The following is a 21,783-nucleotide window of genomic DNA, read 5'->3' on the forward strand; positions in this document are numbered from 1 at the left end:
TGTGCCGCGTCTGTCCGCGGCACTCCATGACATGAGGTCCTCACGACCCCATCGGGGTTCGTTTGCCTCAAAAACTTTGGGAGTTCCACATGCTAGGCAATCTTCGAATGAAGTCGTGGGCCCTCGTGGCGGGGGCCGCCATCCTGGCGGCGTCCACCGCGGCGGCCACCAATGCGGTACCCGCACAAGGTGCGGCTACGCCAGCGGCGGCAAGCAACCCGACAACCAACCCCTACTCGCCGGCCTACGGTCATGCCTATCGTCATGGCGTGTTTCCCACCAAGGAAGCCCATGCCCGGATGAAGCAGTACCAGGCGCTGCAGGCGACCTCCACCACGGCCGCCACCGGCACCGAAACACTCAGCTACGGCGGTGGCGTCGACGGCATCGGCGTCACCAGCGGCACGCCGAAGGTCTACATCGTGGTCTACGGCAGCCAGTGGGGCACGGCCAGCACCAACAGCAGCGGCAACATGACCCTCTCGGGCGACGCCTACGGTGCCGTGCCTTACCTGGAAAACCTGTTCAAGGGCCTGGGTACCGGCGGCGAGCTGTGGTCGGGCGTGATGACGCAGTACTGCGACGGTTCCTCGGTATCCAGCGGCGCCACCTTCTGCCCCAGCGGCGCCCCGACCATCGGTTATCCGACCGGCGGCGCCTTCGTCAACATCTGGTACGACAATTCGGTGGCCTCGCCGTCCAACGCCACCGGCGCGCAGCTCGCGCAGGAAGCGATCAAGGCCGCGCAGCATTTCGGCAACACCACGGCGGCCTCCAACCGCTACGTGCAGTACGTGATCCTGTCACCGACCGGTACCCATCCCGACGGCTTCAACACCAGCACCGGGCAGTTCTGCGCCTGGCACGACTGGAACGGCGACCAGAGCGTCAGCTCGCCGGTGGGCGACGTTGCGTTCACCAACATGCCGTACGTGCATGACATGGGCACGAGCTGCGGCATGAACTCGGTCAACGGCAGCGCGGGTGCGCTGGACGGCTTCTCGATCGTGGAAGGCCACGAGTACGCCGAGACCGTCACCGACCAGAACCCGGCCGGCGGCTGGACCAACCATACCGGCGACGCGACCTACAACGGTCAGGAAAACGGTGACGAGTGCGCCTGGATCACCTCCGGCCAGGGTGCCACGGCGAACGTGACCATGGGCAACGGCACCTACCCGATGCAGAGCACCTGGTCGAACGACACCAACGAGTGCGACCTCTCCCACCCGATCGTGGGCGGCGGAACGTCGACCGGTGGCACGCCGGCGGCCAACTTCAGCTACACCACCAGCGGCCTCACCGCCAGCTTCACCGACAGCTCCACCGACAATGGCGGCACGCTTTCCGCCCACTCGTGGAACTTCGGCGACAGCAGCAGCTCGACCGCCACCAACCCGAGCCACACCTATGCGGCAGCCGGCACCTACAGCGTCAGCGAGACGGTGACCGACAGTGTGAATGGCCAGACCAGCAGCACCACGCAATCGGTGACGGTCTCCAGCGGCAGCGGCGGTGGCGGTAACGTGCTGCAGAACGGCGTGGCGATCACCGGCCAGTCCGGCGCGCAGGGCGCACAGTTGTTCTACACGGTGGTGATCCCGGCCGGCGCCAGCAACCTGGTGATCTCCGAGTCCGGCGGCACCGGCGACGCCGACCTGTACACCAAGTTCGGCTCCGCCCCGACCCTGACGAGCTATGACTGCCGGCCGTACCTCACCGGCAACAACGAGAGCTGCACCGTGGCCTCGCCCCAGGCCGGCACCTACTACGTCATGCTGAACGGCTACGCCGCGTTCTCCGGCGTCAGCGTCAAGGCCACCTGGAGCACCAGCAGCGGTGGCGGCGGCAACGTGCTGCAGAACGGCGTGGCGGCCACCGGCCTGACTGCCACCACCGGCAACAGCGTCAACTACACCATGGTCGTGCCCGCCGGCGCTACCAACCTGAGCTTCAAGATTGCCGGCAGCGTGGGTGACGCGGACCTGTACGTGAAGTTCGGTTCCGCCCCAACCACCTCGAGCTACGACTGCCGGCCGTACCTGACCGGCGACAACGAAACCTGCACGATCAGCAATGTGCAGGCCGGTACGTACTACGTGATGGTGCGTGCCTACCAGAGCTATTCGGGCGTCAGCCTGACCGGCAGCTACACGCCGTAAGCGGCATGGCATGAAACGGCGCGCAGGGACGCGCGCCGGAATCTGTCTGGAACCGGAGGCCCGATCGGCGACGATCGGGCCTTTTCGTTTCCACACGCCCGGGCACCCACCGCGTTGTATCGTTGCCATTCCGACGCCGAGGAAGATGGATGATGTTCCGAGCCATGCCGCTACTGCCTTTCCTCCTGCTGGCGGCGGCCAGCGCCAGCCAGGCGGCACAGGCGCCGGCCGCGCCGTTGCAGCAACCGGCGCTGCACGCGCTGGCCACGGCGCCAAGCGAGGCGGAACTGCGCGCCACGATCACCAAGCTGGTCGGCTTCGGCACCCGCCACACGCTATCCGACACGAAGTCCGATACCCGTGGCATCGGCGCCGCGCGGCGCTGGGTGAAGTCGCGCTTTGAGGCGATCTCGAAGGACTGCGGCGGCTGCATCGAGGTGGTCACGCCCTCGCAAGTCTTCAGCGGCAAGCGCATCCCCACGCCAACCGAGGTGATGGACGTGGTTGCGATCAAACGTGGCCGGCGCGACCCGCAGCGGGTGATCGTGATGACCGGCCACCTCGACTCGCGCGCCAGCGACGTGATGGACGCCACCAGCGACGCGCCCGGCGCGAACGACGACGCCTCCGGCGTGGCCGCGCTGATGGAAGCCGCGCGGCTGCTGTCGAAGCATGACAACGACGCCACCCTGGTGTTCGCCGCGCTGTCCGGCGAGGAGCAGGGCCTGTACGGCGGCAAGGTGCTGGCCGACTACGCGGTCGCGCACGGCTGGCAGGTCGAGGCCGATCTCAACAACGACATCGTGGGCAACAGCCAGGGCCAGAACGGGGTGCGCGACAACACCACGGTGCGGGTGTTCTCCGAGGGCACCCGCAGCAACGAGACGCCGGCCCAGGCCAACTACCGCCGCTACCACGGCGGCGAAGTGGATTCACCCTCGCGCAACCTCGCCCGCTACCTCGACCGCCTCGCCGACAACTACCTGCCCGACTTTCGCGTAAACATGATCTACCGCACCGACCGCTACGGCCGCGGCGGCGACCAGGTGCCGTTCCTGGAAGCCGGCTACCCTGCCGTGCGGGTCACCGAGGCGCACGAGGACTACACCCGGCAGCACCAGGACCTGCGCACCGAGCACGGCATCCATTACGGCGACACCCTCGACGGCATCGACTTCCGCTACCTCGCCCGCGTCACGGCGTTGAACACCATCGCCATGGCCGCGCTTAGCCGCGCGCCGGCGCCACCGACCGGCATCGACATCGCCGGGGCCGTGGCCACCGACACCACGCTGACATGGCACAAGGTGCCCGGCGCCGCCGGCTATCGCGTGCACTGGCGCGACACCACCGCGGCGCAATGGCAGCATGCGCGCGCGGTCGGCGACGTCGATCAGGCCGTGCTCAAGGACGTGGTGATCGACGACGGGTTCTTCGGCGTGTCCTCGGTCTCCGCCGACGGCTACGAGAGCCCGGTAGTGTTCCCCGGCGACGCCGGCAGCTTCGAGCGCTCGCCGGCACCCGCCGGCCAGCCCTGAGTCGGACTGCCGCCACTGCGCCCCCCTCAACGCCGAGGATACCGGCATCCCTTCGGGATTATCCCGGGCAGCGACAGACACCCGTTTCCGCAATAACTTTCGTATTAATCGCAATTAATTGATGTCGATTAATCCGATGGTGGAACGAAGGTGTTTTTCGCCGTGAAGATTCTGCTTTTTGTTCCATATTTGAAAAAATCCTATTGACGGTTTTCGCCCGCCTAACCTAAGTTGGCGGGATTCGCCAATCGGGGAGGTTGGCGAATGATCCCCGAGGGAGGCCCGGCCACACCGGTATCCCGGAAAAGCGACGGCGGTCTCGTCCGAAGGATGCAATCAGGGACGACCGCTGGTATTCACGGGATCCCGTTCCAGCCTGCAATGCCATTACTTGCCGCATGCAATGCGGCCATTCCTGCATGGGGTCGATTCGACCGCATCGGGTCCGTTTGTCCTGAAAATCCACGGGGAGTCATATGTCGACGTCATTGAAGCGCAATCTGCTCATCGCATTCGCCAGCACCGCCCTGCTCGCCGCAACCCTCGGCTCGGCAGTCGCCGGCAACACGGATGAATTCGCACCGAACCCGTATGCGCCCTCGTACGGGCATCCCTATCGCCACGGCGCGGTGCCCACCCAGGAAGCGCTGGCCCGCATGCGCCAGTACGACAACCTGCACGCCGCGGCGTCCCACAGCGGCTCGACCACCAGCGGCAAGACCCTGAGCTATGGCGGCGGCGTGGACGGCATCGGTGTCACCAGCGGCACGCCACACGTCTACATCGTGGTCTACGGCAGCCAGTGGGGCACCGCCGGCACCGACGCCAACGGCAACATGACCCTGAGCAACGACCCGGTGAGCGCCGTGCCGTACCTGCAGAACCTGTTCAAGGGGCTGGGTACCGGCGGCGAGCTGTGGTCGGGCGTGATGACCCAGTATTGCGACGGCAGCGGCGTCTCCACCGGCGCCACCTTCTGCGCGTCGAGCGCCAGCCACATCGGCTATCCCTCGAACGGCGCGCTGGTCTCCGTCTGGTACGACAACTCGGTGGCCTCGCCGCCCAACGCCACCGGCACGCAGCTGGCACAGGAGGCGATCAAGGCCGCGCAGCATTTCGGCAACACCACCGCCGCCGCCAACCGCTACGCGCAGTACATCATCCTGTCGCCGACCGGCACGCACCCGGACGGCTTCAACACCTCCACCGGCAACTTCTGCGCCTGGCATGACTGGCAGGGCGACAACTACGGCATCACCTCGCCGGTCGGTGACGTGGCCTTCACCAACATGCCGTACGTCTACGACATGGGCACCAGCTGCGGCGAGAACTTCGTCAACAGCGGCACCCAGGGCCTGGTGGACGGCTTCTCGATCGTCAATGGCCACGAGTACGCCGAGACGGTGACCGACCAGAACCCGGCTGGTGGCTGGACCAACCACGTCAAGGGCTCCCGCAGCAAGGGCCAGGAGAACGGTGACGAGTGCGCCTGGATCAGCTCCGGCCAGGGCAAATCCCAGAACGTGGTGATGGGCAACGGCAGTTACGCCATGCAGAGCACCTGGTCGAACGACACCAACGAGTGCGACATCACGCACCCGATCGTGCTGTAACACGGCACCCGCCGCCTGCACCTGCAGGCGGCGCGACGGGTCCATGCAAACCTGAAGACGATGGCCCGATCGGCGACGATCGGGCCATTTTTTTGCTGGCAAGGCGCCGCTTCGCGTTCGACCGGGACGCGAGAAGCGCCGCCGGCTCAGTCGCGCTGGAACAGCGCTGGCTCGGGCCGATGCAGGCTGAAACCCTGCACCCGGTTCACCCCCAACGCCGCCAGCGCCTGCACGGTTTCCGCGTCGGCCACCCATTCGGCGACCACTTCCAGGCCGAGTCGGTGGCCGATGTCGGTGACCGCCCTGACCATCAGGTGGCTGACCGGGTCGGTGAGCATGTCGCGCACGAAGCTGCCGTCGATCTTGATGATGTCCAGCGGCAGGTTCTTCAGATAAGTGAACGAGGACATGCCGGCGCCGAAATCGTCCAGCGCGATCCGGCAACCCACCGCACGCAGCTGTTCCATGAAGCGCACCACCTGCGACAGGTTGCGCACCGCCACGGTCTCGGTGATCTCGAAGCACACCCGCGACGGCTCGACCCGGTAGCGGCGCAGCAGGCCAATGATCAAGCCAGCCAGCGCCTCGTCCTCGACGCTGGCACCGGACAGGTTGATCGCCACCATGCGCAGCGCGCCACCGGACGGATGCAGCCGGTCGAAGTTCGCCAGCGTGGTCTCGATCACCCAGCGGTCGACCACCGGCATCAGGCCATAGCGCTCGGCCGCGGGCATGAACACGCCGGGCGCCACCAGCTGGCCGGATTCCTCGCGGAAACGCAGCAGCAGCTCGACATCGGGCTCGCCGCCGGCCGCCAGCGGCAGCGGCCAGATCTCCTGGTAGGTGAGCACCAGCCGATGCTCGTCGACCGCCCAGCGCAGGCGGTTCGCCCATTCCATCTCGCCATGCCGGCGCACCGTCTCGTCGTCGCGCTCGGAGAAGAAATGCACGCGATTTCGGCCGAGCTCCTTGGCCATGTAGCAGGCGGTGTCGGCCTGTGCCAGCAGGTCCTTCACCAGGATGCCGGGGCGGTCGATCATGACCCCGCCGATGCTGGCGCTGATGGTGCAGCTGCGCTGTTCCCAGATGAAGATGTAACCGTCGATGCAGCGGCGCACGCGTTCGGCGATCCGCTCGGCCTCGTCGCGGTCGGCCACATTGGTCGCCAGTACGCCGAATTCGTCGCCGCCCAGCCGCGCCAGCACGTCGGTGCCGCCCAGCTGCTTGCGCATCACGATCGCCAGCTGGGCCAGCAGCTGGTCGCCGGCGAGGTGGCCGGAGGTGTCGTTGATCAGCTTGAACTGGTCCAGGTCGATGTACAGCAGCACGGCCGGCGGGGTGCCGGCGCCGGTGGCCGCCAGCGTGTCATGCAGGCGGCGCTCGAACTCGCGCCGGTTGTACAGCTCGGTCAGCGCGTCGTGGCTGGCCTGGTGGCTGAGCAGCTCGGTCAGCTGGCGCTGTTCGCTGATGTCGCTGGCCACCATCAGCAGCTTGTCGCGCCCGTTCAGCCGTATCCGCGAGATCGCCACGCTGGCCCAGAAGGCGCCGCCTTCGTCGTTGCGCAGCAGCGCATCGACCCGGCTGCAGCCGCGGGTATCGTCCTGCTGCAGCTGCGCGCGCAGCTCCGGGTCCTCGAACAGCTCGGGCAGTTGCCGCTCGGTCGCGTGCCGGCCGAGGCGGTCGCGTGAAGCCTGGTTCGCATAGGTGACCGCCCCGCCCGCGGCTTCCGCCAGCAGCACCAGCGCCGGCAGCAGTTCGTTCAACGCGCGGAAACGCTCCTCGCTCTCGCGGTAGCGGCGGCTCATCCGCCAGCCCAACGCGAGCGCACGCTGGCGGGTGCTGGCGACGGAGTACGCCAGCAGTGCCAGCAGGATGCTCGCCACCACGCCGGCCAGCAGGGTCGCCCGGCCCCATCCGCCGGCACCCGCACCCGTGCGGTGCGGCAGCGGCTGCATCACGACATTCCACACGCGTCCGCCGTAGGTCAGCTTGCTCTCGTAGCGGTAGCCGTCAGGCGGCACCAGCAGGCCGGGCGTCGAATCGAACAGCGGCAGCGCGTCCGGCCCGGTGATGTCGCTGACCCGCACGCTCAGGTGTCGCGTCAACTGGTCGGGCAACGCGTTGCCGATCAGATCGTCCAGCCGGAACGACACGGCGATCGAACCGCGCACGCGCGCACGCCGCTCCTCGACGGTCCGCGGCGGCGGGCCCGGGCCGTAGATCGGCAGCCGCAAGGTGACACCTTCGCCCGTCATGCCGGCTTCGGCCAGCTGCGCCAGGTGGAACGGCGCGGACAGGGTCGCCAGGTCGTCGTCGCGCGAGGCAAGCAGGCCGGCAAGATTGCGCGGCTGCATGCCGACATCAAGCCCGACCACGCGCTCGTTGCCGGGCTCCGGCTCGACCCAGCGGGTCACGTAATGCTCGCCGTCCGGCCGCTGCTCGCGTTGTGCGTAGGCCAGTGCGAGCAGACCGGGAAATTGTTCGCGCGGACGCATGTTGGCGTAGAAGCCGGCGTATTCGCCAGCGTCCACCTCCTCCGACGAAAGGAACAGCGATTGCGCGGCGCGCAGCAGCGACTCGGCCGCATGCAGCCTGCCCTGCAGCGAGACGTAGGCCTTGCTGGCCATCTCGTTGCGGATCAGGGTGCGCTCGGCCTGCAGCCGCCGCATCTGCTGCTCATGCGCGGCCAGCGACAGCAAGAGCCCCAGCAGCAGGGCGAGCAGGCTCCACAGCCAGGCTGCCAGGTGCCACCGTGGGGGCTGCGGAATCGCGGGATCGACCATGCCGCCGTCCTCTGCCGGTGCGGAAGGCGAATTGTCGGAATGCTGTTTTCCGGGCAAGGAGACCACCACGCGGTGCCGTTCCCGGCGATGGTACACAAGCACCGAACAATCTTGCGTGACGCAGCGCCTGCCGCCGACGTGCGGATCGGCCTCAGCGTCGCTCGCGCGGCTTCGCCCGGTGGGTCGGGGTGGCCGTCCACGGGTCGTCCGGCCACGGGTGGCGCGGGTAGCGTCCCTTCAGTTCCTTCTTCACTTCCGGGTAGGTGCGTTCCCAGAAACCCTTCAGGTCCTGGGTCACCTGAATCGGCCGGCCTGCCGGCGAGAGCAGGTGCAGGGTGACCGGGATGCGCCCGCCGCCGACGCGCGGCGTGTCGGCCAGGCCGAACAGCTCCTGCAGCTTCACCGCCAGCACCGGCGGCTCGCCTTCGGCGTATTCCAGCCGGCGGCTCTGTCCGCTCGGCACGCGCAGGCTTTCCGGAGCCTGCGCGTCGAGCAAGCGGCGCTGCTCGTGGTCGAACCGCGAGGCCAGTGCCTGCGACAGTTGCTCCGCGTCCAGCGCGTCGAAGCGGTGCTTGCCGTCGAGGTACGGCGCCAGCCAGTCCTCCAGCGAAGCGAGCAGCGCCGGCTCGGAAACATCCGGCAGGCCCAGCTCGGGCAGCCACGCGCGCAGTGCCTGCATGCGTGCGCGCAATCGCCGCGCATGCTCGCTCCACGGCAGCGCGTCGAGCCCCTTCGCGCGCACCGCGGCCAGCAGCGCGGGCAGCGCATCGGCAGGTTTCACCGGCACGCTGCGCCGCTCCAGCACGATCGCGCCGAAACGGCGTTCGTCGAACGCCTCGGCGGCGGCGCGCTCGTCGTTCCAGCGCAGCGTGCGTTCGCGGGTGAAACGCTGCGGGAAGTCGCGTTCCAGCACCCGCGGATCGAGCGGCGCAGCGGCCAGGATCAGGCTGTCGCGCGCCTCGAAGCGCAGATCCAGCGCGACCAGCCACGGCTCACCCAGCAGCGCGGTGTTCTCGTGCAGGCGCGCGCCGCGGCCGTTGGCCAGTGTGTAGCGCAGCGAATTGCTGTCGTCGCGATGCGCGATGCGGTCGGGGAACGCGTGCAGCAGCAGGTCGCCGACCGCATGGCTGTCGGGCACGCCGCTGGCCGCGGTGCGCACGTCCAGGCGCCGACGCCAGCCCTTGCTGGCCTGCTCGATCGCGGCCAGCGCGCCGCTGTCCGCCTCGCCGCGCGTGGACGAACCACGGCGGTCGCGCCAGGCGTGCAGCGCGGTCACGCGGGCGCGGAAATCGTCGCTGCGCGCCTGCGCGCCGCGCAGCGGCGAACGTGCCTCCATCAATGCCAGCAGGTCGGCCACTAGCGCGTGCAGCTCCGGCGACGCGCGCAGCGCGGCGGCGCCGAGCCGTGGCGTGGCGCCCAGTTCCAGCATGCGCCGGCCGAGCGCGGTGATGCGGCCATCGGCGTCCAGCGCGGCAAGGTTCATCAGCAGTTCGCGCGCCTGTGCCAGCGCGCCGGGTGGCGGCGGGTCCAGCCAGTGCAGTTCGTCGCTGCCCCAGGCGGCCAGCTCCAGCGCCAGCGCGGACAGTTCGGCTTGCATGATCTCGGCCGTGCGCGCCGGCTCCAGCCGCCGGCCCTGCGCCCACAGCCGGTACGCCGTGCCCTCGGCCACGCGGCCGGCGCGGCCGGCGCGCTGGTCGGCCGAGGCCTGCGAGATGGTCACGGTTTCCAGCCGGGTGAAGCCGGAATTCGGATCGAAGCGCGGCTCGCGCGCCAGCCCGCTGTCGATCACCGCGCGGATGCCCGGCAAGGTGACGCTGGATTCGGCCACATTGGTGGCCAGCACGATGCGTCTCGTACCGGGCTCGGCCGGCGCCAGCGCCGCCTGCTGCTCGGCCAGCGACAACTCGCCGTGCAGCGCGACCAGCTCGACGTCATCACGCGCCAGCGTCTGCGCCAGCACCGCCTGCGCCCGTGCGATCTCGCGCCGGCCGGGCAGGAAGGCCAGCACGTCACCGTCGTTTTCTTCCAGCGCCTGCCGCGCGACGCGGGCCAGCTGGTGCTCGACCGTTTCCTGCGTGCGCGCCGGCGGATAGTCGACGCGCACCGGGAAACTGCGGCCCGGGCTGCTGAGCCGCGGCGCGCCCAGCCAGGCCGCGATGCGCTCGCCGTCCAGCGTGGCCGACATCACGAGCAGGCGCAGCTGCGGTCGCAGCGTGGCCTGCACGTCCAGCGCCAGCGCGGCGCCGAGGTCGCCGGCGAGGTGGCGTTCGTGGAACTCGTCGAACACGACCGCGCCGATGCCGGCCAGCTCCGGATCGTGCTGGATCAGGCGGGTGAGGATGCCTTCGGTGACCACTTCGATGCGGGTCGCCGCGCTCACTTTCGACTCGAAGCGGATGCGGTAGCCAACGGTCTGCCCGACCGCTTCGCCGAGCTGCTGCGCCATGAACTGCGCGGCGGCGCGCGCCGCGATCCGGCGCGGCTCCAGCATCACGATCTTCTGCCCGGCCAGCCATGGCGCATCGAGCAGGGCCAGCGGCACCTGGGTGGTCTTGCCGGCGCCCGGCGGCGCTTCCAGCACCAGCCGCGGCTGCGCCGCCAGCGATGCGCGGATCTCGGGCAGCAGCGGAGTGATCGGGAACGAAGGCGGCGCATTCATCGCGCCGATGATAGCGGGCGCCGCCGCGCGGGCGCCCCGGCGACACGCCGGGGCGCCCGTCTGCTACGGCTTGCTGCCGCTACCCGCGGGTGCGCGCAGCGGCGCCAGCGACTCGAACTTGCTCTGGTAGTCGTCGGTGATCTGCTTGGCGTCCGCGCCGCCGCGGATCACCCGCGGCGTGATCAGCACGATCAGCTCGGTACGGTTGCGGCTGCGGCTGGTGGTGCCGAACAGCCGGCCCAGCAGCGGCACGCGGTTGAGCCCGGGGATGCCGGTGTCGGTGTTGCCCTCGGCCTGTTCGATCAGGCCGCCCAGCAGCACGGTCTGGCCGCTCTGCACGGCGACCTGGGTGGCCAGCTTGCGCTGCGAGATGGCCGGGTTGCCGTTGACCAGCGGCACCGACTTGTCGGCCTGGCTGACCTCCTGGCTGATGTTCATGTAGACCAGGCCGCCGGGATTGATCCGCGGCTGCACGTTGAGAATCACACCGGTGCTCAGGTAGCTGACCTGGCTGTAGCTGGTGGGGTTGCCCAGGCCGGTGTTCACGCTGGTCTGGTTGATCGGGATCTGGTTGCCGACCGCGATGCTGGCCACCTGGTTGTTCATCACCACCATCGACGGCGCCGACAGCGTCTTGGTGTTGCCGCTGGTCTCCATCGCGCGCACGGCGACCTGCAGGTCGCTGTTGAGGAAGGAGTAGAAGAACGGCTCGCCGCGGAACGCGTTGCCACCCTGGCCCAGGCCGAGCTGGCGATGGCGGTACGGCTGGCCCGGCACGATGTTGCCGCTGCTGTCGGTGGTGCTGCCGGTCAGTCCTTCCAGGTACCACTGCACGCCGAACTGGAACTCGCCGGTGAGACTGACCTCGAGGATGCGCGTCTCGATCTGCACCTGCAGCGGCACGTTGTCGAGCTTGTTGATCGCGCCCTTGATCTCCTCCCACTGCGACGGGCGCGCGCGCACCAGCAGCTGGTTGCTGCCGTCGACCGAGCTGATCCGCACGCTGCCGTCGCTGGAGCTGTACTGCTGTTCGCTGGCCGCGCTGTTGCCGCCGCCGGCCGGGTTGCCGCCAAAACCGAGGGCGCTGCTGCCGAAGCCGCCGCCGGCCGCGGCGCCACCCTCGCGACCACCGCCGCTGGCGCCGAAGCCGCTGCTGCCCATGCCGGCGTTGACCTGGCCGCCGCCGCGCGACGCGTCGGCGGAGTTGCCGAAGCTGCCGGCGGTGCTGCCCATGCTGGTCGCGCCAGCGTTGTCGGCGCTGCCCAGGGTGGCCCCGGTCAGGCCCGGCCCGACCTGGCCGCCGCTGTCGCCGCCACCGCTGCCGGCGCCGTTGGTGTAGATCTGCGCCAGATACCGCGCCAGGTCCGACGCCTTGATGTTGCGCACGTCGTAGACGAACAGCTGCGGCTCGTTGCCGCCGCCGCGGTCGATGCGGGCGATCCAGTCGCCGACTTCCTGCAGGTAGTCGCTCTGGGTGCTGATCACCACCAGCGCGTTGGTGCGCTCGATCGGGATGAAGCGCAGCATGCCGGCCAGCGGGGTGTTGCCGTGCTCGCCGAACATCGCGTCCAGCTTCGGCATCAGCTCGCCGACCTTGGCGTACTGCAGGTTGAACACGCCCACCGACATGCCGCGCAGCCAGTCGACGTCGAAGGTGCGCACCATGCTCTGGTAGTTGGCCAGCTCCTGCGGCGTGCCGGACATCACCAGCAGGTTGCGCGCCGGGTCCACCAGCAAGGTGGCGTCCGGCCGCGCGAACGGCTTGATCAGCTTCTGCATCTCGGTGGCGGAGATGTAGTGCAGCGGGAACAGCCGCGCCTGCAGCCCGCCCGCCGGCGCGGCGGCGCCGAGGCTGGGCACCAGGTTGCCGGCCACCGCATCTTTCTGCGGCATCACCACGTAGCTGCCGGCGCGCAGCACCAGCGCGTTGCCGGTCCACGACAGCAGGGTCTCCAGGATCGGCAGCGCCTGGCTGGCATCGACCGGTTCGGAGGTGGCGAAGGAGATGTTGCCCTGCACGCCGGGCACGATCGTGTAGTTCTGCTTGAGCAGGTCGCCAAGGATCGCCTTGACCACCGCCTGCACCGGCTGGTTCTCGAAGTTGAAGGTGACCGCGCCGTTGCCGCCCGCCGCCGGCCGCGGCGTGGCCAGCGCACCGGGTCGGACGAACTGGCCGCTGCCGTGGCTCAGTTCGGTGGTCGCCGGCGCGGCGTGGCTGCTACTGCCGGTATTCAACGGCAGCGGCGCCGGCACCGGATTCTGCGTGCCGGCCATAGCCTCACGCTGCAGCGCGCCGTCGTCGTGCGGTGGCGGCAGGCTGGCGCAGGCGGCCAGGCCCACCGCGAGGGCAAGCGTGGCGCTGCGCAGGACTTGCTGGATGAGCATGCGGGACATGGATCAATGTTCTCCTTCGTGGGTCGCCGCAGCACGGGCGGCCCGACGTTTCTGGATGCTTTTGCGCAGCCGCTCGGCGGCCGATTCGGGGGCAGGCGGCGGCGCGGCCGCCGGGGCGAGATGCATCGGCACGGCGCCGCCGCGGTTGCGGTCGACCGCCGCGGCCCCGGCGGCGTCCGGCGCGAGCCGCACTGCCGCGTCGCCGGCCGGCGGCTGGCCGCGCACGTCCGCCGCGCCACGCGGCTGATCGATCGGCGCGCCGGCCGGCAGCTTCAGTTCGGTGCGCCCGGCCGACGAATCGAACAGCGCCGAGCGCGGGCGCAGCTCGACCAGCCTCACGCTGCCGTCGGGCAGCGCCTCACCTTCACGCAGGCGCACCTGCTTGTCGCCGTTGCGGTCGTGCAGCAGCGCCATGCGCAGGCCGGGGGTGAGGATGATGCCGGTCAGCTCGAGGTCGCCCAGGTTGCCGCCGCCGGCGCGGGCGGTCGGCTTGCGGTCGGGGCTGAACAGCGGCCGCTGCCAGACCAGCGCGTATTGCTGCAGCGGCACCGGTTGCGGCAGGTCGGCTTGCCGGGCGGCCGGCGGCAGCGGCGCGGGCGGGCGCGGCGCATCCCAGCGCACGCCGCGGCCGATCCCGCCCAGCAGCAACAGCAGCACGGCGCCCAGCAGCACGGCGAGCAGGGCCAGTACCGGCGTCAGCTGGCGCTGGTTGGCGGCGTTCATGGCGTGGCTCCCGTGTCGTCGGCTGCGCGCTCGGCGGGCACGGCTGCCGCACGTGCCGGGCGTACGTAGCCGGACAGGCTGAACTGCACTTCCAGTGCCGCGGCGTTGTTCTGCTGCGCGACCACCGGGTTGCGGTAGATGCTGAGGTCGTCGACGAACAGGTACGGCGTGCCCTGCTCCAGCGCCTGCAGCACCGCCGCCAGCGGCTCCATGTCGCAGTTCAGGCTGATGCTCACCGCCGCCTTGCGGTACGGCTCGCCGGCCGAAGTGGATGGGTTTGGCAGCTGCATCTTCTGGGTTACCGCGCAGTGCTCGCCGCCGGCGTTGGCGGCGACCACGTCGATCACCCGCTGCATCAGGTCGCCCGCGGCGGTGTTCGGATCGTCGGCGGCGAGGAACGCACTGCTGGCGGCCTGGCCGGCGCCGAGCGCGGCGAGGCGCTGCTGCAGCGCCGGCTTCTCGGCGATCGCCGCGGCATAGCGGCTGTGCGTGTCGCGCAGGTCGGCCATCTCGCTGCGCACCTGTTGTAGCGGCACCACGAACCACCAGTGCAGCAGCAGCAGATAGGCTAGCCCCAGCGCCAGCAACAGCAGCAGGATGGCCACGACGCGGCTGTCGCGCGGATTCATCGTGATGGTCTTCACGGCGTGCCCTCGTCGGTCGCCGTCGGGGGCGCTGCCGGTTTCGGCTGGTTTATGTGCGCAATCAGGTAGAAGCGTTCCTTGCCACTGGTGGGATCGGGCTGGATGCTGCCCTGGAAGCTGGCGCCGGTGACCAGCTTCGAATCCTTCAGGGCGTCGAGCAGCTTCACCGCCTGCTGGCTCTGCCCCTGCAGGCCGATCTGGCCGGTATTGTCGACGCTGAAGCGTTCCAGCCAGGCGCTGTCCGGCAGGCGCTCGGTGACGTCCTGCAGCAGGCTGAGCTTGGCCACCGTGTCGTGCTTGCGCCGGGCCAGGAAACCGGCGGCGCCGGCGTTGTCCTGCAATTGCTGGCGCAGCTCGGCCACCTGCTGCGCCTCACCGCGCATCGCCGCGACCTCGGCCTGCATCTGCGCCAGCGCCAGTTGCCGGTTGTGCAGCCACTCGCCCAACACAAGCACCAGCAGCAGCACGCAGGCCGCAGCCAGGATCAGGTTCAGCCGGCGGCGCGGATGCGCGTGATGTGGCACCTGTTCCGGCGGCAGCAGATTGACGCCGAGACGGCCGTCGCCCACGGCCAGGTCCACCGCGTCGACCGCGATGCCCTGCGCGCGCAGGCGTGCCAGCAACGGATCGAGCGTGTCGCGGGTAGCCACCACCAGCTCCGCGCTGAAGCGACCCGGCGGCGCGGGCGCGGCCAGCTCGCGCACGGCGTAGTACACCTGCGCCAGGGTGAACGGGGTCTGCCGGTCCATCTCGAAGCCGGCCACCTGCAGCAGGTTGTCGTGCGCCGCCAGCGGCAGCGCCAGCGTGCGCCGCAGCACCCGCGCCGGCGGCAGCAGCAGCGCCAGCCGCAGGTCCTCGCGATCCACGCGCTTGAGCGCCGCGCTCAACGCGACCGGCGCCACGCGCACGCCATCGGCGGCCGTGTCGGCGCCGTCGTCCCAGCTCGCCAGCACTTCGGCGTGGCCGCTGCGGCGAACGCTCCACTGCGTACCCGTGTGCTGCAGCAGGTGCCAGTCCGCGCCGCTGCCGAACCAGCCGCGCCAGCGCGGCGGCAGCAGCTCGCGCAGCTGGCCACCCCACCAGCCGAGGAAACCCGGCAACGGCGAGGCACGCCAGCCACGGCGCATGCGCTCCACCCACGGCCGCAGCGACTGCGTTGCCGTACTCATTCCGCCTCCCCCTCCTGCCAGCGCAGCACCATGTACGGTTGCGCCTGCCCCGCCTGCAGGCGCACCGTGGCGCGCAAAATTGCGCGCGTGCCGTCGGCCAGCGTAGCCTCCGAACGAATACTATGCGTGGTTCCGTTGTTGAGAACCAGCCGTGGGTCGGCCGCGTTGCGCTGCCGCACGGCCTGGATCTGGCTCAGTTGCTCCGGAGTCATCCCGGGAATCGCGGCCAGCGCCAGCGGCGGCGCGGTGTTCGGGTCCGGGCTGGTGGTGCCGGCCCAGATCGTCACCGCCGGCGCCATCTGCCGGTACAGCGCCGGCGTCATGCCCAGCACCATCTGCAGTTCCTCGATGCTGGCGAACGGGCCGCCGCGCGGGCCGTAGTCGCGGCCGCCCGCCTTGTAGATCGCGCGCTGGCTGGCAGCATCGCCTTCGAGCACGATCGGGTTGCGCCAGTCCAGCACGCGGCCGGTCAGCGCCTGCGCCTCGGCCGCCTTCAGCCCGGCCGCCTGGAACAGGCCGCGCAGCACCTCCGGTGAGGCGGCGTTGAGGTCGACCTTGCCACTCTCGTCGATCGCGCGCACGACGACCGTGGCCCGGTCGTAGCTGAACGCATACGGCCGGCCGTCGCCGGCCCAGTGCTGCTTCGGCCGCGGGTCCTGCAGGGCGTACAGCGCACGCATCAGGCCGGCCTCGGCGGCGTAGTGCGCCTGGGTCCGGGCGAACTGGTAGCGCGCCTGCAGGCCTTCGGTGCGCGCCAGCGCGGCGTAGCCGCCGAGCAGGATCGCCAGCAGCGTGCACGCCCACAGCACCAGCAGCAGGGCAACCCCGCGCTGGCTGGCCGGTGACCGCTGTGGCCGATACTTCATCGGATGCTCCCGCCGCGCATGCGCATGCGCGACAGCTCAGTCTGCGCCGGATTCGCGCGCAGCGGCACGTCCAGCTGCGGCCACGGCAGCGCGCCCGGCGCCTGCAGCTCGATCCGCACCAGCTGCGGCAGCAGGCGGCCGTCCGCCCATGCCGGCGACCACGGCAGCGCGGCGCCCTGCTGATCGACGCCGCGATAGGCGAAGCTGCCGGCCTTGATGTGGTCGAGCAGCACCTGCGGCTCGCCCAGTGGCTGCGGCGGCTGGCCGTCCGGTGGCAGCAGGGCCAGGCTCAGTTCCAGCCGCAGGCCGCCGTGGCCGTCGTCGACCAGTTGCAGTTGCTGCAGCTGCGGGCCGAGCTTGCCGAGGTAGCCGGGCAGCGGCGCCACGTAACGCATCTCGCGCGCACTGCCTTCGAAATAGACCGGCTCGCCCTGCTCGGTGCGGCCGATCGGCTGCAGCATGCTCTGCGCCAGTTCGCGGCGCAGGAACTGCTGCGCCGAGCGCACCTGGTCGACCCGTTCGATCGCCGCGGTGCCCGAGCGCACGCTGTGGCTGGCGGTGCGGATGCCCGAGTACACGCCGACCAGCAGCAACGCCAGCAGCACCAGCGCGGCGAGCACTTCCAGCAGGGTGAAGCCGGCGACGCGCTTCATCGCGATGCCTGCGCGTTGCCGGTGGGTGCCGGCGTGCCCAGCCGCAGCGTGCGGAAGTGTGCCGTGCGCGGATGCGCCGCCGCCCCCCACGACACGGTCAGGTCCAGCTGGTACAGCTGCAGCGTCGCACCGGGCACGGCCGGGCCGGCCGCATTCCACGGCGTCACGTCCAGCTGCCAGCGGTACTGCCGATCAAAGCGGCCGGAGCGGCTGCCCGGGGTGACCGGTTCGCCCACGAACGCGCTGTCGAGCAGGCTGCGCGCGTGCATCGCCGCCGCGCTGTGTTCGGCCGCGTTGTGGCTCAGGCTGATCGACGCACCGGCCACCTTCATCAGCGCGGTAAACGCGATCGCCAGCAGCATGATCGCGGCGATCACTTCCAGCAGGCTGAAGCCGCGCTGGCGCCGCCCGGCGTTCATCGCTGCGCCACCGTGTCGACCACGCGCACCTCGCCGGTCAGCCAGGCCACGTTGACGTGCCACTCGCGCCGGCCGCTGGTGAGCGTGATGCGCCCACCGGTGGAGCTGCCGTCGGGGAAGAAGCGGATGCGGCCGGTGTGGTCGTTCGGCTGGTCTTCCTTCGCGCTGGTGATGCTCACGCGCAGGCCTTTCGGCAGGTGCACGCCCTGCCGTTTCGCGCCGTCGTAGCTGTTGGCGCGGGTGTCCACGTCGAAGTGCTGCTCCTGGCCGCGCACGATCGCCTGCGCGCGGGTCGCGCGCAGGGCACCGGCCAGCTCGCTGCTGGCCGCGCGCACGCGCGCGCTGGCCAGGCCCTGGCTCACCGAGACCGACACCGCCGCCGCGGCAATGCCGATCAGCAGGATCACCGCCAGCATTTCCAGCAGGGTGAAGCCGTGGGCGCGTGGGGCTCTCACATGCCTACTGCCAGTTGCCCACGTCCTTGCTGTAGCCGTCGCCGCCGGGCTTGCCGTCCTGGCCGTAGAAGATCAGGTCGAAACTGCCGTGCTGGCCCGGGTACTGGTAGCCGAACGCGTGGCCCCAGGGATCCTTCAGGTCGGATGCCTTCGCGTACGGGCCCTGCCAGTTCGGCGCGTTCGCCGGCTTCACCGCCAGCCCTTCCAGCTGTTGCGGCGGCGAACCGTTGTCCAGCGCGTAGTTCTCGATCTTCTGGCTCAAGGTCATCAGCTGCGCCTTGCCGGCGCCGTACTTGCCCTTGTCGACGTTCTTGCCGACCTGGGTCACCACCACCGCACCGATGATGCCGATCAGCACGATCACCGCGAGCATTTCGAGCAGGGTGAAGCCGGCGCTCGCACCGGGTCGTCGTGGTTGTCTTTGCTGCATGGGAATCGCCTCGAAGATGCGGGTGGAAGGTCTATTGGATATTGCTGGTCAGGCTGAGCAGCGGCAGCAGGATCGCGGCCATGATGATCGCCACCAGCACGGTCATCACGATGGTCAGCGCGGGCACCAGTGCGGCCAGCAGGCGATCGATCGCGCGTTTGGACTCAAGTTCGAAGGTGTCGGCGACTTTCAGCAGCATGGTGTCGAGCTGACCAGCTTCCTCGCCGACCTGCACCATCTGCATCGCCAGCCGCGGGAGCAGTTTCGACTGACCCAGCGCCAGACTCAGGCCCGCGCCGCCCTTGACCTGTTCGTGCGCCGCGCTCAATGCCGCGTCCAGCGCGCGGTTGGCGGTGACCTGGCGCGCGATGGCCAGCGCGCTGAGCAACGGTACGCCATTCTTCAGCAAGGTGCCCAGCGTGCGCGCGATGCGTGCGGTCTCCACCTTCAGCAGCAGCGGGCCGACCACGCGCAGCCGCAGCAGTTTCGCGTGCCATGCCAGCCGCGCCGCCGGATCGCGCAAGCGCGTGCGCCACGCAAAGAAGCCGCCGCCGAGCAGCAGCAGGATCAGCCACCACCACGACTGCAGCGCGTTGCCGAGCGCCAGCACCGCGGCGGTGATCCACGGCACCGGCACCTGCATGTCCTCGAAGATCGGCACGAACTGCGGCACCACGTAGGCCAGCAGCAGCACCAGCGAACCGAGCACGCCGACCAGCAGGAACGCCGGATAGATCAGCGCATTGACGATGCTGCCGCGCAGCTGCTGCGCGCGCTCCAGGTAGTCGGCCAGCCGGCGCAGCGTCTCTTCCAGCGAACCGCCCGCCTCGCCGGCGCGCACCAGGCTGACGTACAGCTTGGGGAACACGCCATGCTCCTCGTCCAGCGCCGACGACAGGGTATTGCCGCCGCGCACGCGGTCGCGCACACGCTCGACCAGCTTCTTCGCGCTCTCGCCCTCGGGCAGCTCCAGCAGGATGCCGAGCGCGCGGTCCAGCGGCTGGCCGGCGCCCAGCAGGGTGGCCAGCTGGTGGGTGAACTGGGCCAGCTGGTCACCGCTGAACGGACCGCGCTTGAACAGCGCGGCGAAGCCGCTGCCACCGCCGGCACCGTCGGCCGGCAGCGCTTCCAGCGGCGTGTGCCCCTGGTCCTGCAGGCGGCCGATCACTTCCTCGACGCTGGCGGCTTCCATCTGCCCCTGCAGCGTCTCGCCGGCATCGTTGACCGCCTTGTAACGGAACTGCGCCACCTCAGCCTTCCTGCGTCACGCGCAGGACCTCTTCCAGCGTGGTGATGCCGGCCACGGCCTTGGCGATGCCGTCCTCGTACATGGTGCGCATGCCCTCGCTGCGCGCCTGCTTCTCGATGTCGCCCTCGTTCGCGCGCTGCATCACCAGCCGGCGCAGCGGGTCGCTCATGGTGAGGAACTCCATGATCGCGCGGCGGCCGCGGTAGCCGCTGGGGTTGGCCGCGCTGCTGCCCGGTTTCCACAGCCGGATCGGCCGCTCGTCGGTGTACTTGTGCAGCTCGAACTGCTCGATCACTTCGGGCAGTGCCTCGTACGCGATCGCGGTTTCCGGATCGAGCCGGCGTACCAGCCGCTGCGCCAGGATGCCGTTGATGGTGGAGCCGAGCAGGTAGTCTTCCACGCCCATGTCGAGCAGGCGCGTGATGCCGCCGGCCGCCGAGTTGGTGTGCAGGGTGGACAGCACCAGGTGGCCGGTCAGCGCGGACTGGATCGCGATGCGGCAGGTCTCCAGGTCGCGCATCTCGCCGATCATGATCACGTCCGGGTCCTGACGCATGATCGAGCGCAAGGCGCCGGAGAAATCCAGCCCGATCTGCGGCTTCACCTGGATCTGGTTGATGCCTTCGAGCTGGTATTCGACCGGGTCCTCGACGGTGATGATCTTCACGTCGTTGGTGTTGATCTGCGACAGCGCGGTGTACAGCGTGGTGGTCTTGCCGGAACCGGTGGGGCCGGTCACCAGCAGGATGCCGTGCGGCTTTTCCAGCACGTCGACGAAGCGCTGCTGGAAGCTGTCGGTGAAGCCCAGCGAGGCGAAATCGAACACCACCGATTCGCGGTCCAGGATGCGCATCACCACCGACTCGCCGAAGCTGGTCGGCACGGTCGAAACGCGCAGGTCCAGTTCCTTGCCCTGTACGCGCAGCTGGATGCGTCCGTCCTGCGGCAGGCGGCGCTCGGCGATGTTGAGCCGCGCCATGATCTTCACGCGCGAGATCACCGCGGCGGTGGAGGACGACGGTGGCGCTTCCACTTCATGCAGCACGCCGTCGATGCGGTAGCGCACCTTCAACCGGTTCTCGAACGGCTCGATGTGCACGTCCGACGCGCGCTGTTCGACCGCGCGCTGCAGGATCAGGTTCACCAGCCGGATGACGGGAGCCTCGGACGCCAGGTCGCGCAGGTGCTCGACGTCGTCCTCCTCCGCGGCGCTGCCGTCGAGGTTCTCCACGATGGTACCCATCGCCGAGCGACCGCTGCCGTAATAACGTTCGATCAGCCCATCGATTTCCGAACGCAGGCCCACCCGCAACGCCACCGGCCGGCCGGCGGCCAATTCGACCGCCTGCAGCGGATACGGATCGGCCGGATCGGCCACCAACAGCGCCAGGCCGTGCACGTCATCCTGCACCGGCACCACGTGCTGCTGTTTCAGGAAGCGCAGCGACAGCTCCAGCTCGGCCGGCGGCAGTTCCGGCGCATCGCGCGCGGCCAGCAACGGCACCTGCAGCAGCTCGGCCCAGGCCTCGGCCAGGTCACGCTCCGAGACCAGCCCGAGCCGCGCCATCAAGGTGGTCAGCGTGCCCTCGGCCGATTCCTCGTGCAGGCGGCGCGCACGGCCCAGGTCGCCGTCCTTCAGGCGTCCGCGCGCGACCAGCCAGGCGCAGACTTCCGCCTCGCGGTCATCCGCCACCTGAACCGACCCGCCGACCGCCGGCTCGATCACTGCCGACATCCTCCACCCCGCTCGATAACCGCGAAAAGCCGTCGACGCTCCCCTGCGGCGAAACGGCACGCACCATAGTTAGCACATCCGGCTGGCAGCAGGTGAATGCCGCTACGCCAGCCACCACGCCGGCACAAACATCCATTGTGGGGCATGCGCCCATAGCGTGGGACATCCGCAGCCTAGGAAAATTTCCTGTGCCGCCGCCGGCGTGACGCGGGTCGCAGGCTCGCGACGCGCCCGCCGCCGGTCGCGCGTTTGCGTCGCTGCCGGGGTCTGGGACAATGCCGCTTTCGATGA

The 21,783-nt window shown here is 69.7% G+C and carries 16 protein-coding genes; 3 read left to right on the forward strand and 13 right to left on the reverse strand.

Annotation, left to right across the window (positions count from 1 at the left end):
• Nucleotides 1–107: 107 nt before the first annotated feature.
• The 3 genes from IMW82_RS09935 (at nucleotide 108) to IMW82_RS09945 (ending at nucleotide 5,313) form a co-directional block, all read left to right on the forward strand.
• Nucleotides 108–2,162, forward strand: coding sequence for a pre-peptidase C-terminal domain-containing protein (locus IMW82_RS09935; protein ID WP_234411329.1), 2,055 nt, complete (start codon nucleotides 108–110; stop codon nucleotides 2,160–2,162).
• 164 nt (nucleotides 2,163–2,326) lie between these two features.
• Nucleotides 2,327–3,700: a M20/M25/M40 family metallo-hydrolase gene (locus tag IMW82_RS09940; protein WP_108471786.1), complete on the forward strand. Its 1,374-nt coding sequence runs from the start codon at nucleotides 2,327–2,329 to the stop codon at nucleotides 3,698–3,700.
• A gap of 476 nt (nucleotides 3,701–4,176) precedes the next feature.
• Entirely contained in the window at nucleotides 4,177–5,313 is a 1,137-nt protein-coding gene (locus IMW82_RS09945) for a hypothetical protein (protein WP_211004371.1), read from the forward strand.
• A gap of 146 nt (nucleotides 5,314–5,459) precedes the next feature.
• Here the strand turns inward: IMW82_RS09945 and IMW82_RS09950 are convergent, their stop codons facing one another.
• The 13 genes from IMW82_RS09950 to gspE all read right to left on the reverse strand — a co-directional run bounded on the left by IMW82_RS09950 (nucleotide 5,460) and on the right by gspE (nucleotide 21,492).
• The gene (locus tag IMW82_RS09950; RefSeq protein ID WP_211004372.1) at nucleotides 5,460–8,096 is read right to left on the reverse strand and encodes an EAL domain-containing protein; all 2,637 of its coding nucleotides are present in this window, start codon (nucleotides 8,094–8,096) and stop codon (nucleotides 5,460–5,462) included.
• Between the two features lie 151 nt (nucleotides 8,097–8,247).
• On the reverse strand, nucleotides 8,248–10,755 hold the full coding sequence (gene hrpB / locus IMW82_RS09955; protein WP_108471789.1) for an ATP-dependent helicase HrpB: 2,508 nt from the start codon (nucleotides 10,753–10,755) through the stop codon (nucleotides 8,248–8,250).
• Nucleotides 10,756–10,818: 63 nt separating this feature from the next.
• Nucleotides 10,819–13,149: a type II secretion system secretin GspD gene (gene gspD, locus IMW82_RS09960; RefSeq protein ID WP_108471790.1), complete on the reverse strand. Its 2,331-nt coding sequence runs from the start codon at nucleotides 13,147–13,149 to the stop codon at nucleotides 10,819–10,821.
• Nucleotides 13,150–13,152: 3 nt separating this feature from the next.
• Nucleotides 13,153–13,872 carry a general secretion pathway protein GspN gene (locus IMW82_RS09965; RefSeq protein ID WP_108471791.1) on the reverse strand — a complete coding sequence of 240 codons (720 nt, stop codon included), beginning with the start codon at nucleotides 13,870–13,872 and terminating at the stop codon, nucleotides 13,153–13,155.
• Nucleotides 13,869–14,516, reverse strand: coding sequence for a type II secretion system protein GspM (gene gspM / locus IMW82_RS09970; RefSeq protein WP_108471792.1), 648 nt, complete (start codon nucleotides 14,514–14,516; stop codon nucleotides 13,869–13,871). Before gspM ends, IMW82_RS09965 begins: the two co-directional genes overlap by 4 nt.
• Nucleotides 14,513–15,685 (reverse strand): PilN domain-containing protein, encoded by a 1,173-nt coding sequence (locus tag IMW82_RS09975; RefSeq protein WP_159082186.1) that lies wholly within the window; start codon nucleotides 15,683–15,685, stop codon nucleotides 14,513–14,515. Before IMW82_RS09975 ends, gspM begins: the two co-directional genes overlap by 4 nt.
• Nucleotides 15,682–16,551, reverse strand: a complete 870-nt coding sequence (locus IMW82_RS09980) for a type II secretion system protein GspK (protein WP_108471793.1) — start codon at nucleotides 16,549–16,551, stop codon at nucleotides 15,682–15,684. Before IMW82_RS09980 ends, IMW82_RS09975 begins: the two co-directional genes overlap by 4 nt.
• A complete protein-coding gene (locus tag IMW82_RS09985; protein WP_108471794.1) occupies nucleotides 16,548–17,204 on the reverse strand; it encodes a prepilin-type N-terminal cleavage/methylation domain-containing protein in 657 nt (218 codons plus the stop codon). The genes IMW82_RS09980 and IMW82_RS09985 overlap by 4 nt, the downstream gene beginning before the upstream one ends.
• Entirely contained in the window at nucleotides 17,201–17,623 is a 423-nt protein-coding gene (locus tag IMW82_RS09990) for a prepilin-type N-terminal cleavage/methylation domain-containing protein (RefSeq protein ID WP_108471795.1), read from the reverse strand. The genes IMW82_RS09985 and IMW82_RS09990 overlap by 4 nt, the downstream gene beginning before the upstream one ends.
• Entirely contained in the window at nucleotides 17,620–18,078 is a 459-nt protein-coding gene (locus tag IMW82_RS09995) for a GspH/FimT family pseudopilin (protein ID WP_108471796.1), read from the reverse strand. The genes IMW82_RS09990 and IMW82_RS09995 overlap by 4 nt, the downstream gene beginning before the upstream one ends.
• A gap of 4 nt (nucleotides 18,079–18,082) precedes the next feature.
• Nucleotides 18,083–18,508, reverse strand: a complete 426-nt coding sequence (gene gspG, locus IMW82_RS10000) for a type II secretion system major pseudopilin GspG (protein ID WP_108471797.1) — start codon at nucleotides 18,506–18,508, stop codon at nucleotides 18,083–18,085.
• A 31-nt stretch (nucleotides 18,509–18,539) separates the two neighbouring features.
• On the reverse strand, nucleotides 18,540–19,757 hold the full coding sequence (gene gspF, locus IMW82_RS10005) for a type II secretion system inner membrane protein GspF (RefSeq protein WP_108471798.1): 1,218 nt from the start codon (nucleotides 19,755–19,757) through the stop codon (nucleotides 18,540–18,542).
• 1 nt (nucleotide 19,758) lies between these two features.
• Complete coding sequence (gspE, locus tag IMW82_RS10010; protein ID WP_108471799.1) at nucleotides 19,759–21,492, reverse strand: type II secretion system ATPase GspE; 1,734 nt, start codon at nucleotides 21,490–21,492, stop codon at nucleotides 19,759–19,761.
• Nucleotides 21,493–21,783 lie beyond the last annotated feature (291 nt).

Source organism: Rhodanobacter sp. B2A1Ga4 (assembly GCF_018101315.1).
Classification (GTDB): domain Bacteria; phylum Pseudomonadota; class Gammaproteobacteria; order Xanthomonadales; family Rhodanobacteraceae; genus Rhodanobacter; species Rhodanobacter thiooxydans_A.

Coding starts and splice junctions, on each gene's coding strand:
- IMW82_RS09935 (WP_234411329.1), top strand. CDS start 108: ATGAAGTCGTGGGCCCTCGTGGCGGGGGCCGCCATCCTGGCGGCGTCC.
- IMW82_RS09940 (WP_108471786.1), top strand. CDS start 2,327: ATGCCGCTACTGCCTTTCCTCCTGCTGGCGGCGGCCAGCGCCAGCCAG.
- IMW82_RS09945 (WP_211004371.1), top strand. CDS start 4,177: ATGTCGACGTCATTGAAGCGCAATCTGCTCATCGCATTCGCCAGCACC.
- IMW82_RS09950 (WP_211004372.1), bottom strand. CDS start 8,096: ATGGTCGATCCCGCGATTCCGCAGCCCCCACGGTGGCACCTGGCAGCC.
- hrpB (WP_108471789.1), bottom strand. CDS start 10,755: ATGAATGCGCCGCCTTCGTTCCCGATCACTCCGCTGCTGCCCGAGATC.
- gspD (WP_108471790.1), bottom strand. CDS start 13,149: ATGTCCCGCATGCTCATCCAGCAAGTCCTGCGCAGCGCCACGCTTGCC.
- IMW82_RS09965 (WP_108471791.1), bottom strand. CDS start 13,872: ATGAACGCCGCCAACCAGCGCCAGCTGACGCCGGTACTGGCCCTGCTC.
- IMW82_RS09975 (WP_159082186.1), bottom strand. CDS start 15,685: ATGAGTACGGCAACGCAGTCGCTGCGGCCGTGGGTGGAGCGCATGCGC.
- IMW82_RS09980 (WP_108471793.1), bottom strand. CDS start 16,551: ATGAAGTATCGGCCACAGCGGTCACCGGCCAGCCAGCGCGGGGTTGCC.
- IMW82_RS09985 (WP_108471794.1), bottom strand. CDS start 17,204: ATGAAGCGCGTCGCCGGCTTCACCCTGCTGGAAGTGCTCGCCGCGCTG.
- IMW82_RS09990 (WP_108471795.1), bottom strand. CDS start 17,623: ATGAACGCCGGGCGGCGCCAGCGCGGCTTCAGCCTGCTGGAAGTGATC.
- gspG (WP_108471797.1), bottom strand. CDS start 18,508: ATGCAGCAAAGACAACCACGACGACCCGGTGCGAGCGCCGGCTTCACC.
- gspE (WP_108471799.1), bottom strand. CDS start 21,492: ATGTCGGCAGTGATCGAGCCGGCGGTCGGCGGGTCGGTTCAGGTGGCG.